Here is a 14,953-nt window from a genome sequence, read left to right on the forward strand (position 1 = left end):
CTGGCATGGGCCATTATTTTTGGATTGCTGGCATTATTCCCCCAGGCATTACAAAGCCTTCCGAAATCCGGAGGATGGATGAATACGGTAAAAGTAGTTTTAGGATTCGTAGAACTGGCTTTGGCATTGAAATTTTTATCTAAAGCTGATCTTGTATCCAAAACATTCTTCTTAAAAAGAGAACTTTTCATTGCGATCTGGATCATTATTGCATTAGGATTGGCATTGTATTTATTAGGATTGATCAGATTCCCGCATGATGATAAAAAGCCTAAAATCTCTGTCACAAGAAAAATATTGGGGGTATTGGGAATTGGTTTTGTGATCTACCTTATTCAAGGGTTAATCCCATCCGAACGTCCGAAACTTCAATTATTAAGCGGAATTTTACCTCCTCTGAACGTAAGTTATTTCCATGATGAAAAAGACGGAATTTTAGGAATGCATCCGGAACACGACTTCTTCAAAGCAATAGAACTGGCTAAAAAAGAAGATAAACCCATCCTGATCGACTTTACAGGATACGGATGTGAAAACTGTAGAAAAATGGAGGAATTTGTATGGAGCGAACCGGACATCCTGCCGATCCTTCAGAATGATGTCGTATTAGCTTCCTTATATGTAGATGACAAAGAAGAACTTCCTGAGGATCAGAAAACCAAAATTGACCTTGGGGACGGACAAATCAAAAAGGTAAAAACGATTGGAGACCGATGGAGCTTATTTCAGCAGGTGAACTTTAACAATAATTCTCAACCTCACTATGTTTTAATAACTCCTGATGGAAAAGTAATTAACACACCTGTTTCAGGATATATGCCTAAAGAGGACTTCAAAAAGTTCCTTGAATGCGGAGTGAGTCATTACACCCGATAAATAAGACCCTACAAACTAATATCTTAGCTCAGAACATATGATATTCCAAGCTAAGATATTTATATTTAATTTTTTATTCCCAGTTCTATCACATACCCTTCATGTCCTCTTACATTGATAAAGTTTCCTCCTTCAAATCCCAGGTACTGTCCTTTAATTCCGGTAAGTCTTCCTGTAAACTCAGGTTTTTTATCTAAAGTAAATGAAGAAACTTTTTCCGGTTTTTCGAAAGGATAGTCAAACATCCACAACTCTTCTCCGTCGCTGTAAAATTTCTGGAAATCATCAGGAAAATATTCTTTTATCTTTTGTCGGAAATCCGCAAGGTCTACTTCTCCTTCAAAATCATCCTGCAGCATCTTTCTCCAATTGGTTTTATCTGCCAGATGTTCTTTTAAAGCCACCTCTATCATTCCGGCTTCATAGCGGTTCTCTGTTCTTGCGATGGGTAATGCAAAAGTCGCCCCCTGATCAATCCATCTTGTAGGAATCTGTGTATTTCTGGTTACTCCTACCTTTACATCTCCGGTATACGCCAGATAAACGGTGTGTGGTTGCAACTGAATTTGCTTTTCGACCTCCAGATCACGTTCTGCAATATCTAAATGCGCTGTAGAAAGTTCCGGACGGATAATCGTATCACTTGCATAAGGGCTTTCAAAAAAACAGTTTTTGCAGAATCCCATTCTGTAAATCGGCTTATTTTCACCACAATTTACACATTGGAATCCCGTATGTTTTATGCTTAACTCTTTTCCAAACAGCTCATTCATGTGGATCAGATCTCCAGAAAGATTGAGGTAGTATTGGATTGGCCTAGCATCGTAGCTTGTCATCTTTAAAATTTGCCCTTGAAACTGCATATGATATTTATATTACTTTTTTAAGTAAATTTAATGATTATATTTTTCAAAAAGTAAAATTTATATTTTTGTGCTAATAAAAAATACAAATGGTTTATCTTATAACAGGCGGTAGTGGGTTCATCGGTTCCCATTTAGTTGAACAATTATTAAGAAATGGACATTCTGTCATAAACGTTGACAATTTTGATAATTTCTATGACTATCGGGTAAAAATTAAAAATACTTTAGAGTCAATCGGTAAAAATTCGGATTTTGAATTCTCGGATAAAGAGACGGATATTCTACGTTTGGCTTCCCTCACTCATTCTGAACAATATTCCCTCTATTGTCAGGATATACGTGACAAAAAAGGTCTTGAGAACATCTTTAAGAATCATCCTGTTGATATGGTGATTCATCTGGCCGCACTTGCCGGTGTACGCCCTTCTATTGAGCGCCCTCTGGAATATGAAGAAGTAAATGTACGCGGTACCATGAATCTTTGGGAACTGTGTAAGGATTTTAATATTAAAAAATTCGTTTGTGCATCTTCTTCAAGTGTGTATGGAAACAATGAAAAAATTCCCTTTGCAGAAACAGACAATGTAGATAATCCTATCTCTCCTTATGCAGCTACCAAGAAAAGCACAGAAGTAATAGGGCATGTTTACCATAGTCTATACCATATAGATATGATACAGCTTAGGTTCTTCACCGTATATGGACCGAGACAAAGACCTGACCTTGCGATATACAAGTTTACAAAGCTTATTTCAGAAAATAAGGAAATTCCTTTCTATGGTGACGGCAATACAGCCAGAGACTATACTTATGTAGATGACATCATTGATGGAATTACCAAATCCATTCTTTATCTGGAAAACAATTCGGGAATCTATGAAATCATGAATCTGGGTGAAAACCAGGTAATCACTTTGTCTGAAATGGTGGCCACTATTGAAACAGCACTGGGAAAATCTGCCATCAAAAAAATTCTGCCAATGCAGCCGGGAGATGTCACAAAAACGAATGCCGATATTACAAAAGCAAAGGATTTAATAGGGTATAAACCGGCCACAGACTTCCAAAATGGCATAAAAAAATTTGTGGAATGGTTTTTGAGAAAACGACAATAAGTAAATTACTGACACAGCTGCCAGTTAGTTTGTGACAGCCATTTATTAGAAAATATTATAAAAAGAATTGAAAATCAAGTATAAAAAAGTTTATTATACAAGCTATTTTTATACTTTTGCAAAAAATTAGAAAATTATGTACTGGACATTAGAATTAGCTTCATATCTAAGTGACGCACCTTGGCCAATGACAAAAGCAGAGCTTATTGACTACGCAATCAGAACTGGTGCACCTATGGAAGTAGTAGAAAACCTTCAGGCTATTGAGGACGAAGGAGAAATTTATGAATCTATCGAAGAAGTATGGAGTGACTATCCTACTGACGAGGATTTCCTTTGGAACGAGGACGAATATTAATAAAGCGATAAGCTTTAGGCTGCTTGCTTAGAGCTTTTTTGCCCTTTTTATATATTAATTTACACGATAAGTGTTATTTAAAACGCTTAAAGCATTTTGCATTAAGCATAAAGCAAAAAATTTATGAGTTTTTTAAACAAAGTTCTTAAAGGGTTTTTGGGAGACAAGAAAGCGCAGGACCTAAAAGAAGTAAAAAAAGTTGTAACAAAAATCAGAGCTGTAGAACCAACCATCCAACAATTGTCGGATGATGGGTTGAGACAAAAAACTGCTGAGTTTAAAGAGAATATAAAATCTGCAACCAGCAAGATCACAGCTCAAATAGAACAGATTAAAGAGCAGATAAAAAATTCAACCAACGTTGATGAAAAAGAAGCTCTTTTCACAAAAATTGAGGCTCTAAAGAAAGAATCATACGAAATTGAAGAAAAAGTTCTGGTTCAGGTTCTTCCCGAAGCTTTTGCATTGATCAAAGAAACGGCAAGGAGATGGGCTCAGAATGGAGAAATCCGTGTAACTGCTAGTGACTGGGATAGAGAACTTGTCGCTTCAGGAAAAGATTTCGTTAGCATTGAAGGAGACACAGCTATTTGGAAAAACTCATGGGACGCTGCCGGAACTCCTGTAGTTTGGGATATGGTCCACTATGATGTTCAGTTTATCGGAGGGGTTATTCTTCACAGTGGTAAAATTGCCGAGATGGCAACCGGTGAAGGTAAAACTTTGGTAGGAACATTACCTATTTACCTAAATTCACTTCCGGAAAGAGGAGTGCACGTTGTAACCGTGAACGACTATCTTGCAAAAAGAGACTCCGCATGGATGGGTCCTCTTTATCAGTTCCACGGAATGTCTATCGATTGTATCGATAACCACCAGCCGAACTCTGACGGAAGAAGAAAAGCATATAACTCGGATATTACCTATGGAACGAATAACGAATTCGGTTTCGATTATCTGAGAGATAATATGGTGACATCACCTTCAGAACTGGTACAAAGAGAACTGAACTTTGCTATCGTGGATGAGGTGGACTCTGTATTGGTAGATGACGCAAGAACACCATTGATCATTTCCGGTCCTGTTCCTCAGGGAGACAGACAGGAGTTTGATGTTCTTAAACCTTCTATCGACAGAATTGTTGAAGTACAAAAGAAAACCGTTTCTGCGATTTTCAATGAAGCAAAAAAATTAATTGCTGCAGGGAATACAAAAGAAGGTGGATTCAAATTACTTCAGGCATACAGAGGTCTTCCAAAAAACAGACAATTAATCAAATTCTTATCGGAAAGCGGAAACAGAGCATTGCTTCAGAAAGTTGAAGCGCAGTATATGCAGGACAACAACCGTGATATGCCGATTGTAGATAAAGATCTTTACTTCGTAATCGAGGAGAAAAACAATCAGGTAGACCTTACAGACAAAGGTGTTGAATACATGTCTCAAGGTAACTCTGATGCCAATTTCTTCGTTCTTCCGGATATCGGAACTGAGATTGCTGAACTGGAAGCTAAAAACCTTTCTAAAGAAGAAGAGTTTGAAGCAAAAGAAAGACTTTTCTCTGATTTTGCTGAGAAGTCTGAGCGTGTTCACACCATGAGCCAGCTATTGAAAGCGTACACATTATTTGAAAAAGATGATGAGTATGTAGTCATTGATGGTGAAGTTAAAATCGTTGATGAGCAGACTGGTCGTATCATGGAGGGACGTCGTTATTCAGACGGACTTCACCAGGCGATCGAAGCGAAAGAGAATGTAAAAATTGAGGCAGCTACTCAAACTTTTGCTACCATTACGCTTCAGAACTATTTCCGTATGTACAACAAGCTTGCGGGGATGACAGGTACTGCTGAGACTGAAGCTGGAGAGCTTTGGGAAATCTATAAATTAGACGTTGTGGTAATTCCTACCAACCGTCCTATTTTAAGACATGACAAACAAGATTTGGTTTTCAAAACCAATAGAGAAAAATATAATGCTGTAATTGAAGAAATTGAAAGATTAACTGCAGAAAAAAGACCGGTATTGGTAGGTACTACTTCTGTTGAAATTTCTCAATTGCTTTCAAAAGCACTTCAGCTAAGAAAGATTCCACACCAGGTATTGAATGCGAAGCTTCACAAAAAAGAAGCAGAGATTGTAGCTGGGGCAGGACAGCCGGGAGTTGTAACCATTGCAACCAACATGGCAGGTCGTGGTACGGATATCAAGCTTTCTAAAGAAGTAAAAGATGCAGGAGGTTTAGCCATCATCGGTACGGAAAGACACGATTCAAGACGTGTTGACAGACAGTTGAGAGGTAGAGCGGGACGTCAGGGAGATCCGGGAAGTTCTCAGTTCTATGTGTCTCTTGAAGATAACTTAATGCGTTTGTTCGGTTCTGAGAGAATTGCTAAAATGATGGACAGAATGGGTCACAAAGAGGGAGAAGTAATTCAACACTCTATGATCAGTAAGTCTATTGAAAGAGCTCAGAAAAAAGTGGAAGAAAATAACTTCGGAACAAGAAAGAGACTTCTTGAGTACGATGACGTTATGAACAAGCAACGTGACGTAATCTATAAGAGAAGAAAGAATGCTCTTTTCGGAGACCACTTGAAATATGACATTACCAATATGATTTTCGATGTTGCCAATTCTATCGTTGCGAAAGGAAAAGCATCAGGAAATTATAAAGATTTTGAATACGAAATTATTAAAACATTCACAATGGAATCTCCGGTTTCTCAAAGTGATTTTAATAATAAAAATGTTCAGGACCTTACCAATATCTTATTCAAAGCGGCTCAGGAAGACTACAAAATGAAGCTGAACCTGTTGAAAGAAAAATCATTCCCAATCATTGAGAATGTATATCAAAATCAGGGTTCAATGTTCAAAATGATCCAGGTTCCTTTCACAGACGGACATAAAACAATGACTATTGTAGCTGATCTTAAAGAAGCATATGATACTCACTGTGAAAGCTTAGTGAACGATTTCGAAAAGAATATCACTTTATCAATTATTGATGAAAACTGGAAGCTTCACCTTCGTGAGATGGACGACTTGAGAAGATCATCACAGGGAGCTGTATACGAGCAGAAAGATCCGTTGGTAATTTACAAACAGGAATCTTTTCACTTATTCAGTGAAATGATTGACAAATTAAACAAAGAAATTATTTCTTTCTTATATAAAGGAGAAATTCCAGCGTAAGAAAAATTTAATAATATCATCAAAAAACCGCTCTGGCATTGACCATAGCGGTTTTTTGTTATTCAGTATATAATAATTTTATGATAAATATCAATATTATTATTTATTTAGAACAGTTAAAAATAATATATTTGCAGAAAATTTGACTTTCATGAAAAATGTACTGATCTGTGCTTCCGCACTGGGAACAATGTTGGTTTCTGCGCAAAAAAAAGACACCATCAAATCCAATGATATTGAAGAAGTAGTTGTTAACGGAAGATATTATCAGAAGTACAAGCTGAATGAGGTTTCAGGTTCACTGAGAATTCAGACGCCTATTCTTGAGTTGCCACAAAATGTACAGTCTGTAAGTTCACAGGTTCTTGCTGATCAGATGACTCTGAATATGTCTGAAGGAATTGTCCGCAACGTAAGCGGGGCAAGAAAAGTAGAACACTGGGACAATGTATATTCCAATGTTTTCATGAGAGGAGCAGGTATTGCCACTTTCATGAACGGAATGAATGTTTCCTCTACCTGGGGTCCAATTAATCCGGATGCTTCTATTATCGACAGAATAGAGTTCGTAAAAGGTCCTGCCGGGTTTATGGGTTCTATGGGAGATCCTGCCGGGTTTTATAATGTGGTCACTAAAAAACCAACAGGAAAATTTGCCAATAGTGTACGTTTCACAACAGGAAGTTATAACCTTTTCAGAGGAGAAGCAGATCTTGATGGTGTTCTTGTGAAAGACGGAGTTTTAGATTACCGTCTTAACCTGATGGGAAGTTCCAATAATTCATGGGTGGAAAATGATAAAACAAGCAAAATTATTGTTGCTCCTTCCATTACTTTCAGACCTACAAAGACGACTACATTTACGGCACAGTACAACTACCAATACTTAAAATTCAATCAGCCGGGCGCTTATCTTATGTCTAACGACGGATACGCTTCACTGAATGTACATACCAATTTTAATGATCCGAACTTCAAGAAAACTGAAGTAAAAGACCAGAGTTTATTCTTAAGTTTAGATCAGAAGCTTTTCAAAGACTGGGTTTGGAGCACACAATATGCTTATATGGACCTGAATTATGACGGAGGATCATGGTGGGGAACATTTGATCCAGCCAATAAAAATGTTTTAAACAGAACATTAAGCAACTGGCAGGCAAAAGGGAAAAATCATATTTTCCAGACGTATGTGAGAGGAACCCTTAATACAGGGAATATTGTTCATAAAATAATCGCAGGTTTTGATTACGGAGACAGAAAATACACTGCTGACTTTTCTTCTTATTCAAAAATTGTAGATGGCAAAGAAACCTTATTATTTCCAATTGACATTTATAATGTGAATTATGGAGTGGACCCTTCAACACTTCCTTCTTCAGATTTTTATACCTTAAACACCTCTGCTCCATTTTATAATGATCAGGGCGTAAAATATACTTCTTATTATGCTCAGGATCAGATTGAAATGTTTAATAACAAGCTAAGATTAACATTAGCAGGAAGATATACAAGCGGAAAAACCTATTCTGCATATCCTAATCTAAGCCCTGGTACTCCAATTGTACCTGATACAGCAGGAGAGTTTACACCAAGAGTGGGAGTAAGCTACTCTATTAATGAAAACTTCTCTGCTTACGGTATCTATGACAAGACCTTCGTACCACAATCCGGAACAGGAATTAACAAAACCAAAATTACTGATCCTTTCAGAGGACAGAATATTGAATTCGGATTGAAGAAAGACTGGTTCGGAGGAAAATGGAACTCTACTTTCGCTGTATACGAAATCAGAAGACAAAATATTCTTGTTGCGGGACCTAAAGAACAAAATGAAGGACAGCCTTTCCAGGTTGCTACAGGAGAACAAAGAGCAAGAGGTTTTGAAACTGATATCAAGGGAGAAATCATTAAAGGGTTGAATATTATCATCAACTATGCTTATACTGATGCAAAAACTGTTAAAGACACAGATCCTACAAGAATTGGAATTCAGTCTCCGGGGAATGCTAAAAATGTTCAGAATACCTGGATTAACTATAGATTTGAAAATGGCCTTATGAAAGGGTTCGGTATTTCAGCCGGTTATCAGTATCAGGGAGGAAGACAATCCTGGTATGGAGTAAGTGCCACAAAAGATCAGAGCCTTCCGGATTATTTTGATACCAATTTCGGGATTTCCTATGTTGCTAAAAAATTCGATGTCAATTTAATGTTGAACAATGTCCTTAACAGAAAATTGTACAGTGGTTACAGAGGAGATGCCGGCGAATACGCATGGATCTATAATGCTCCGCGTAACTGGAGATTATCAATAGGATATAAATTTTAAAAAAACAAAGGTTAGCCCCTCACGGGGTTAACTTTTTGCTATGAGAAAAAAGCATCACCATAAAAAGAAAACTCCTTCAAAAAAATGGTCTGCCAAGCTGCATTTATGGTTTGGTTTATCCGTTGGTTTCATTGTATTTATAGTCTCTCTTTCAGGGACTTTATATGTTTTTAAGGATGAAATACAGGATAGCCTTCGCAAAGAAGCCATTTATCTGAAAAAAGAGGAGATCGGGACAAAGCCTTTACCGATCAATCTGCTTCGTGAAAAAGTATCATTGGAACTTAATGAAAAATATCCGGTAAGTGCTGTAGAAATTCCTCTGGATAAAACAAAATCCTATCAGTTTGAGTACTATGACAAAAGTAAAAAAGGATGGAACTATTTTCAGCAGGTACGTATCAACAAGCTGGCCTATGTCAATCAGTATACCGGAGAAATCCTTGCTGTCTACAATGAGAAGTATGATGTATTCAGTATTCTGAAATACCTCCATTGGGGGCTTTTACTCAACTCAGAATGGGGGCCGTATACTGTAGGGATCCCAACCGTTATTTTTGTCATTATGCTGATAACAGGAATCATTTTATGGTGGCCTAAAAACAAAAATGCAAGGAAAGGACGTTTTTGGTTCAATTGGGAAAATGTAAAAAACTGGAAGCGCAAAAATTATGATCTTCATAATGTACTCGGATTCTACGCATCATTTATTGCCTTGCTCCTAAGTGTTACCGGACTTTATTTTGCTTATCCTTATGTAAAAAACTCTTTTACATTTGCATTATCCGGTTCATGGGAACTTCCAAAAGAAAAAGAAAGAAAATCGCCGGACTCTCTGATGGCAAAGAATGAAGCTGTCTTTGATCTGGCAGCAGTACAGACTGAAAAGCTGTACGCAAAATCATCCAGCTTCAGAATTACTTTGAACGGAAAGAATAAAAAAGGAAAAGAACTGAAAAATCTTCCGGTAACGGTTTACGGAATGGATGGAAGATACAGTGAAAGAAACATCCTGACATTCGATAAATACTCCGGAAAACTGCTTGCCAACAAACCTCATCACAATCTCAATACTGCCGAGAAATATTCTAACGCCAATTATGATATCCATACCGGATCCTACTTCGGAATCATTGGAAAAATTATCTGGTTTATAGCCGGCCTTACGTGTACATCACTCCCTGTAACCGGATTTCTGGTTTGGTGGGGAAAAAGAAAGAAAAAAGGAAAGAAAATATAATGAAAAAAGTGCTTTTATCAGCTGCCTGCTTAGGAACTACTACTGTTTTTGCTCAGGTAAAAGATAGTTTACAAACTCAAAATGTAGACGAGGTTGTAATGACTGCTTCCAGAAAAAAAGAAAACATAAAAGAAGTACCAAGCTCCATCACGGTGGTAGGAGAAAAACAAATTCAGTCTCAGCTGACTGTTAACTCAGATATAACAAGCATTCTCCAGTATACCGTTCCCAGTTTAGGAACGAATTCCGGGCAGACTTCCAATACAGGACAGACCTTAAGAGGGCGTCAGGTTCTTGTTTTAATTGATGGAATTCCACAGTCCACCCCACTTCGTAACGGAGCAAGAGATTTAAGGACTATTGACCCTTCAGCAATTGAAAGAATTGAAGTAATCAAAGGAGCTTCTTCCATCTATGGTAACGGAGCAGACGGAGGAATCATTAATTATATTACGAAAAGAAACAAAACAGATAAGAAGATCTCCGGAATTTCACAGATTGGTCTTACCGGACAGTCTTATGGCGGTACATTAGGAGTAAGAGCCAGCCAGCTTTTGTCCGGAAAGATCAATAGATTCGACTATACCCTTTCATTAGCCTATGAAAGAACAGGCTATACAAAAGATGGAGACGGCGTTTTGATAAGTCCTACCTACAGTATTGCCAAGATGGACAACTACAACGGATTGTTGAAAGTAGGTTATGATATTAACCAAAATCAAAGAATTGAAGCCTCTTATATTGGTTATTCTTCAAGATCAGACCTTAATGTAGGATTGAAGACAGGAAAATACGGAATCACTCCCACCATTGGTGAAGGAATAGGAAAAGGATTGGAAACCACGCCTCAGGGAACTCCGAAAAACCACAACATCAGAGTAAGCTATGACAATAAGAACCTGTTTGCAGGAACTTCTTTAAATATTAATCTTTATTATCAGGATTTTAAAACCGTTTACGGATACAGTGATACATTCTTTAACGGTGGGCAATCCAATGTTATTTCCCAGAAAAAAGGAGCAAGAATCAATTTGGATACCCAATTATGGAACTCCCCTAATTCACAGGGAGAAATCATCTACGGAGCTGATATTCTGAATGATGAAACGGTCCAAAAGCTTGAAGACGGACGTTTCTGGACTCCTAATATGAGCATGACCAATATTGCGCCTTTCGTATTGGCAAAAATTGATCTTTTCAAAAAACTGACCATCAAAGGAGGACTTCGTTACGAGAACATCAAAGTAAACGTTGACGATTTCAATACTCTTTCCACTCTTAAAAGTGACGGAACTTTCACGAAAAGCATCCCTGTAACAGGAGGAAAACTGAACTACAATGCACTGGTAGGAAATATTGGTATCCGTTATAATATTGAGCCCTATATCAACCTTTTTGGAAGCTTTTCTCAGGCCTACTCTATCAATGAGCTGGGAAGAATCCTGAGAACCTCAACTTCTGAAACGATTAAAAGTCTGGAAACAAAACCAATTATCGTTAACAATTATGAATTGGGAGCAACAGGACAACTTTCCAGCTGGCTGAACTATGAACTAACTTCTTATGTGAGTACCTCTAAACTAGGTGCATCATTTGTACAAAGTCCGGACAGAGCATTAATGATCCAGAGATCTCCTGAAATTGTATACGGTGTTGAAGGTTTCTTACACTTTACCCCTGTAAAATGGATCCAGTTCGGTGGAAGCTACAGCTGGATGGAAGGAATTACTTCTGTAAAAGATGACGGTGATTATTCTACCAAGATCAACAACAGTAGAATTTCCGCTCCTAAAGTATTGGCTTATGTTCAGGCAAGACCTGTTGCGGCTTTGTCTGTTGGTATTGATATGCTGCATTCTTTCCAGCAAAACAGATTTGAACCTAATGCAAAAACAGGATTGTATGCTTACGGTGAAGGATATGTTCCAGAATATACTGTCTTTAATTTCAAATCAAGCTATGAAGTTACCAGCAATTGGAGACTATCATTAGGTATTGAAAACCTTTTCAACAAAGTTTACCAACCTGCTATTTCATGGTGGACTGCAAGAGACAGTGACTTCACGAATGCTCTTGGACTGAGAGGGACCTTAATGATCGAATACAAATTTTAATTAATCTAAATAAAAAGTAAATTCTATCTTTGCATTGCTTTTTACTGTTATATGAAGAAAAACCATCATCATAAAAAGAAACCGGGCTTTATCAAAAAATGGTCAGCCAAGCTGCACCTGTGGTTCGGATTGGGAATAGGGTTTCTGATCTTTATTATCTCCATTACCGGGGCATTATACGTATTTAAGGATGAGGTGGAAAACATCACCCGAAAAGATGTTATTTACCACCATGAGCAAAATATTGAACAGAAACAGGTCCTTCCTATCAGAGTGATGGAAAAAGCTGTTGCGGAACAGGTAAAAGAAAAATATCCTATCCACTGGGTAAATGTTCCTATCGACAAAAAGATGTCCTATATGTTCTTCTGGTATGAACATAATACGGATGCCTGGAACTATTTTGATGAATTTCCCATCTATAAGCAAGCTTATGTAAACCCATACACTGGAAAAGTACTGAGAGTTTATGATGAGAAAAACGGATTCTTCAATATTGTAAAAATGATCCACTGGAGCTACCTTTTGAAGCAGGACTGGGGAACATATGTTGTGGGAATTCCTGTTATCATCTTTATCATTATGCTGATTTCCGGAATTATTCTCTGGTGGCCTAAAAATAAAGCAGCAAGAAAACAGCGTTTTGCCTTCAAATGGAAAAATATTAAAAGCTGGAAACGAAAAAACTATGACCTTCATAATGTATTGGGATTCTATGCCTCTATCTTTGCTTTGATCTTTTCCATTACCGGGCTTTTCTACGCATTCTTTGTCGTTCAGGCGATGATCTATGTTATATTTTCCGGTGGAGAAACAAAGTATCCAGACTTCTCACACATTAAAACAAAAGCTCCTATCGAACTGAGAACAGAAGGAACACTGGATAAAATCATCAATACAGTCCAGGCAAAATACCCTGATTCTTATGGTTTCGCCATAGATTTAGGACATCCGCACATGGATGATCATGAACACCCCAACTTTGAAGTGTACGTGAAACACCTTTCTTATTCTTATCATAAAAGCAGCAGCTTAATCTTTGATGAAAACTCCGGAGAATTGCTGCATACTCATGATCCAAAAGATAAAAACTTCGGTGAAAAAGTAGTAAATGCCAATTATGATATTCACGTAGGCGCTATTTTAGGGCTTCCTACCAAGATCATTGCTTTTATTGTAAGCCTTATCTGTGCTTCTCTTCCGGTTACCGGATTTATGATCTGGTGGGGCAGAAAAAAGAAAAAAACAGTAAAAACGGTTTAACATATTAAATAAAACCCTATTAATAATCCATTAATACAATCTTTTTTATAATTTTAGCCCCTAGAATTTAATAATAGAAATGTCATTAATAGATTTATCAAAACAAGTTGCCCTTGGAGTTGACATCGGCGGAACCAATACTAAATTCGGAATCGTAAATCACCGTGGTGAAGTTCTGGATAAAGGAAATCTGAGAACTGATGCCTATGACAAAGTGGAAGATTTCATCGATGCCTTATATGAACATGTTCGTCCAATGATGGAAAAGTATGGTACTGAAGCACACTTTGACGGAATCGGAGTAGGCGCACCAAACGCCAACTATTACAAAGGAACTATAGAACTTGCCCCCAATCTTCCATGGAAAGGTGTAATCCCTTTCGCTGAGCTGATGACAGCAAAATTCGGACTTCCCTGTACCGTGACCAATGATGCGAATGCTGCTGCCCTTGGAGAAATGCTTTTCGGAGCAGCCAGAGGAATGAAAGATTTCATCATGATTACACTGGGAACAGGAGTGGGAAGCGGAATCATTGCTAATGGAAGCTTGATCTACGGACATGACGGGTTCGCCGGAGAATTGGGACATACGATTGTAAAACCAGGCGGTAGAAAACACTGGAGTACGGGTTCTGAAGGCAGTCTTGAGGCTTACGCTTCTGCGACAGGAATTACCATTACAGCAAAGAAAATGAGAGCCGAATTCCCGGAATCTATGCTGAACCAATATCCTGAAGATGCAATCAATTCTAAAACAGTATACGAATGTGCGATGAAAGAAGACCCAATTGCTATTGAAGTTTTCAGATATACAGGCCAGAAGCTGGGTGAAGCATTGGCTAATTTTGTGATGTTCTCATCCCCTGAAGCGATTCTTTTATTCGGTGGAGTGATCAAAGCGGGAGATTTTATTTTAAAGCCTGCTAAGCTTCATATGGAAAGAAACCTTCTTCCTATTTTTAGAAATAAAGTAAAACTGGTATTCAGTGAACTTGACGAAGCAGATGCTGCCATTCTTGGAGCAAGTGCTTTGGTTTGGGAAAAATAACTGAACACTATTTTAATAATATAGAGCATCCTCTTCAGGGTGCTTTTGTTTTTTAACCACGGATTGCACAGATTTTCACAGATGATTGCGTTGTATTTTTCTTGTGGTTATTTACGAAAACATTGGTGTTATTTGTGTTTAAAATTAAAATAGGTGAATATTATTCATCCTAATTGAGATGCTTCGACTATGCTCAGCATGACAGCGCTAATACCCACTGTTTTAAATGATCTCAGATATCAACCATTAATATTTGTATTGAATCTATTTTGACCACAGATCGCACTGATTTTCACAGATGATTGCGTTGTATTTTTCTTGTGGTTATTTACGAAAACATTGGTGTTATTTGTATTTAAAATTAAAATAGGTGAATATTATTCATCCTAATTGAGATGCTTCGACTCTGCTCAGCATGAAAATGCTAATACTAACTGTTTTAAACGATCTTAGATTTCAACCATTAACATTTGTATTGAATCTATTTTGACCACAGATCGCACAGGTTTTCACTGATGATTATGCTATATTTTTTTGTGGTCATTT

General features: G+C 37.6%; 10 protein-coding genes. 9 read left to right on the plus strand and 1 reads right to left on the minus strand.

The genetic code is table 11. The annotated features are described in order from the left end of the window. On the plus strand, positions 1–876 hold an 876-nt coding region (locus FB551_RS15115), incomplete at its 5' end, for a thioredoxin family protein (protein WP_167497878.1). Positions 877–941: 65 nt separating this feature from the next. Here FB551_RS15115 and FB551_RS15120 read toward each other — a convergent pair. Then, positions 942–1,739, minus strand: a complete 798-nt coding sequence (locus tag FB551_RS15120) for a DUF2797 domain-containing protein (RefSeq protein ID WP_047426234.1) — start codon at positions 1,737–1,739, stop codon at positions 942–944. An 89-nt stretch (positions 1,740–1,828) separates the two neighbouring features. Between FB551_RS15120 and FB551_RS15125 the strand changes: the two genes are divergently transcribed. The 8 genes from FB551_RS15125 to FB551_RS15160 all read left to right on the plus strand — a co-directional run bounded on the left by FB551_RS15125 (position 1,829) and on the right by FB551_RS15160 (position 14,407). Beyond that, on the plus strand, positions 1,829–2,857 hold the full coding sequence (locus FB551_RS15125; RefSeq protein ID WP_142018124.1) for a GDP-mannose 4,6-dehydratase: 1,029 nt from the start codon (positions 1,829–1,831) through the stop codon (positions 2,855–2,857). A gap of 136 nt (positions 2,858–2,993) precedes the next feature. Then, positions 2,994–3,215, plus strand: coding sequence for a DUF2795 domain-containing protein (locus FB551_RS15130; protein ID WP_002662059.1), 222 nt, complete (start codon positions 2,994–2,996; stop codon positions 3,213–3,215). 123 nt (positions 3,216–3,338) lie between these two features. After that, entirely contained in the window at positions 3,339–6,413 is a 3,075-nt protein-coding gene (gene secA, locus FB551_RS15135) for a preprotein translocase subunit SecA (RefSeq protein ID WP_047426237.1), read from the plus strand. Positions 6,414–6,564: 151 nt separating this feature from the next. Beyond that, a complete protein-coding gene (locus FB551_RS15140) occupies positions 6,565–8,742 on the plus strand; it encodes a TonB-dependent siderophore receptor (protein WP_142018125.1) in 2,178 nt (725 codons plus the stop codon). 40 nt (positions 8,743–8,782) lie between these two features. After that, complete coding sequence (locus FB551_RS15145) at positions 8,783–9,982, plus strand: PepSY-associated TM helix domain-containing protein (protein WP_142018126.1); 1,200 nt, start codon at positions 8,783–8,785, stop codon at positions 9,980–9,982. Then, on the plus strand, positions 9,982–12,096 hold the full coding sequence (locus FB551_RS15150) for a TonB-dependent receptor (RefSeq protein WP_047427757.1): 2,115 nt from the start codon (positions 9,982–9,984) through the stop codon (positions 12,094–12,096). Before FB551_RS15145 ends, FB551_RS15150 begins: the two co-directional genes overlap by 1 nt. Before the next feature lie 51 nt (positions 12,097–12,147). Then, complete coding sequence (locus tag FB551_RS15155; RefSeq protein ID WP_047426242.1) at positions 12,148–13,359, plus strand: PepSY-associated TM helix domain-containing protein; 1,212 nt, start codon at positions 12,148–12,150, stop codon at positions 13,357–13,359. A gap of 79 nt (positions 13,360–13,438) precedes the next feature. Continuing rightward, a complete protein-coding gene (locus tag FB551_RS15160; RefSeq protein WP_047421913.1) occupies positions 13,439–14,407 on the plus strand; it encodes an ROK family protein in 969 nt (322 codons plus the stop codon). The last annotated feature ends 546 nt before the right edge of the window (positions 14,408–14,953 follow it).

The sequence above is a fragment of the Chryseobacterium aquifrigidense genome, from assembly GCF_006716485.1.
Lineage (GTDB): Bacteria > Bacteroidota > Bacteroidia > Flavobacteriales > Weeksellaceae > Chryseobacterium > Chryseobacterium vietnamense.

Bases quoted from the DNA above. Each gene is read 5' to 3' on its own strand.
- FB551_RS15125 (WP_142018124.1), top strand. From the start codon at position 1,829: ATGGTTTATCTTATAACAGGCGGTAGTGGGTTCATCGGTTCCCATTTA.
- FB551_RS15120 (WP_047426234.1), bottom strand. From the start codon at position 1,739: ATGCAGTTTCAAGGGCAAATTTTAAAGATGACAAGCTACGATGCTAGG.
- FB551_RS15150 (WP_047427757.1), top strand. From the start codon at position 9,982: ATGAAAAAAGTGCTTTTATCAGCTGCCTGCTTAGGAACTACTACTGTT.
- FB551_RS15130 (WP_002662059.1), top strand. From the start codon at position 2,994: ATGTACTGGACATTAGAATTAGCTTCATATCTAAGTGACGCACCTTGG.
- FB551_RS15145 (WP_142018126.1), top strand. From the start codon at position 8,783: ATGAGAAAAAAGCATCACCATAAAAAGAAAACTCCTTCAAAAAAATGG.
- FB551_RS15160 (WP_047421913.1), top strand. From the start codon at position 13,439: ATGTCATTAATAGATTTATCAAAACAAGTTGCCCTTGGAGTTGACATC.
- secA (WP_047426237.1), top strand. From the start codon at position 3,339: ATGAGTTTTTTAAACAAAGTTCTTAAAGGGTTTTTGGGAGACAAGAAA.
- FB551_RS15140 (WP_142018125.1), top strand. From the start codon at position 6,565: ATGAAAAATGTACTGATCTGTGCTTCCGCACTGGGAACAATGTTGGTT.
- FB551_RS15155 (WP_047426242.1), top strand. From the start codon at position 12,148: ATGAAGAAAAACCATCATCATAAAAAGAAACCGGGCTTTATCAAAAAA.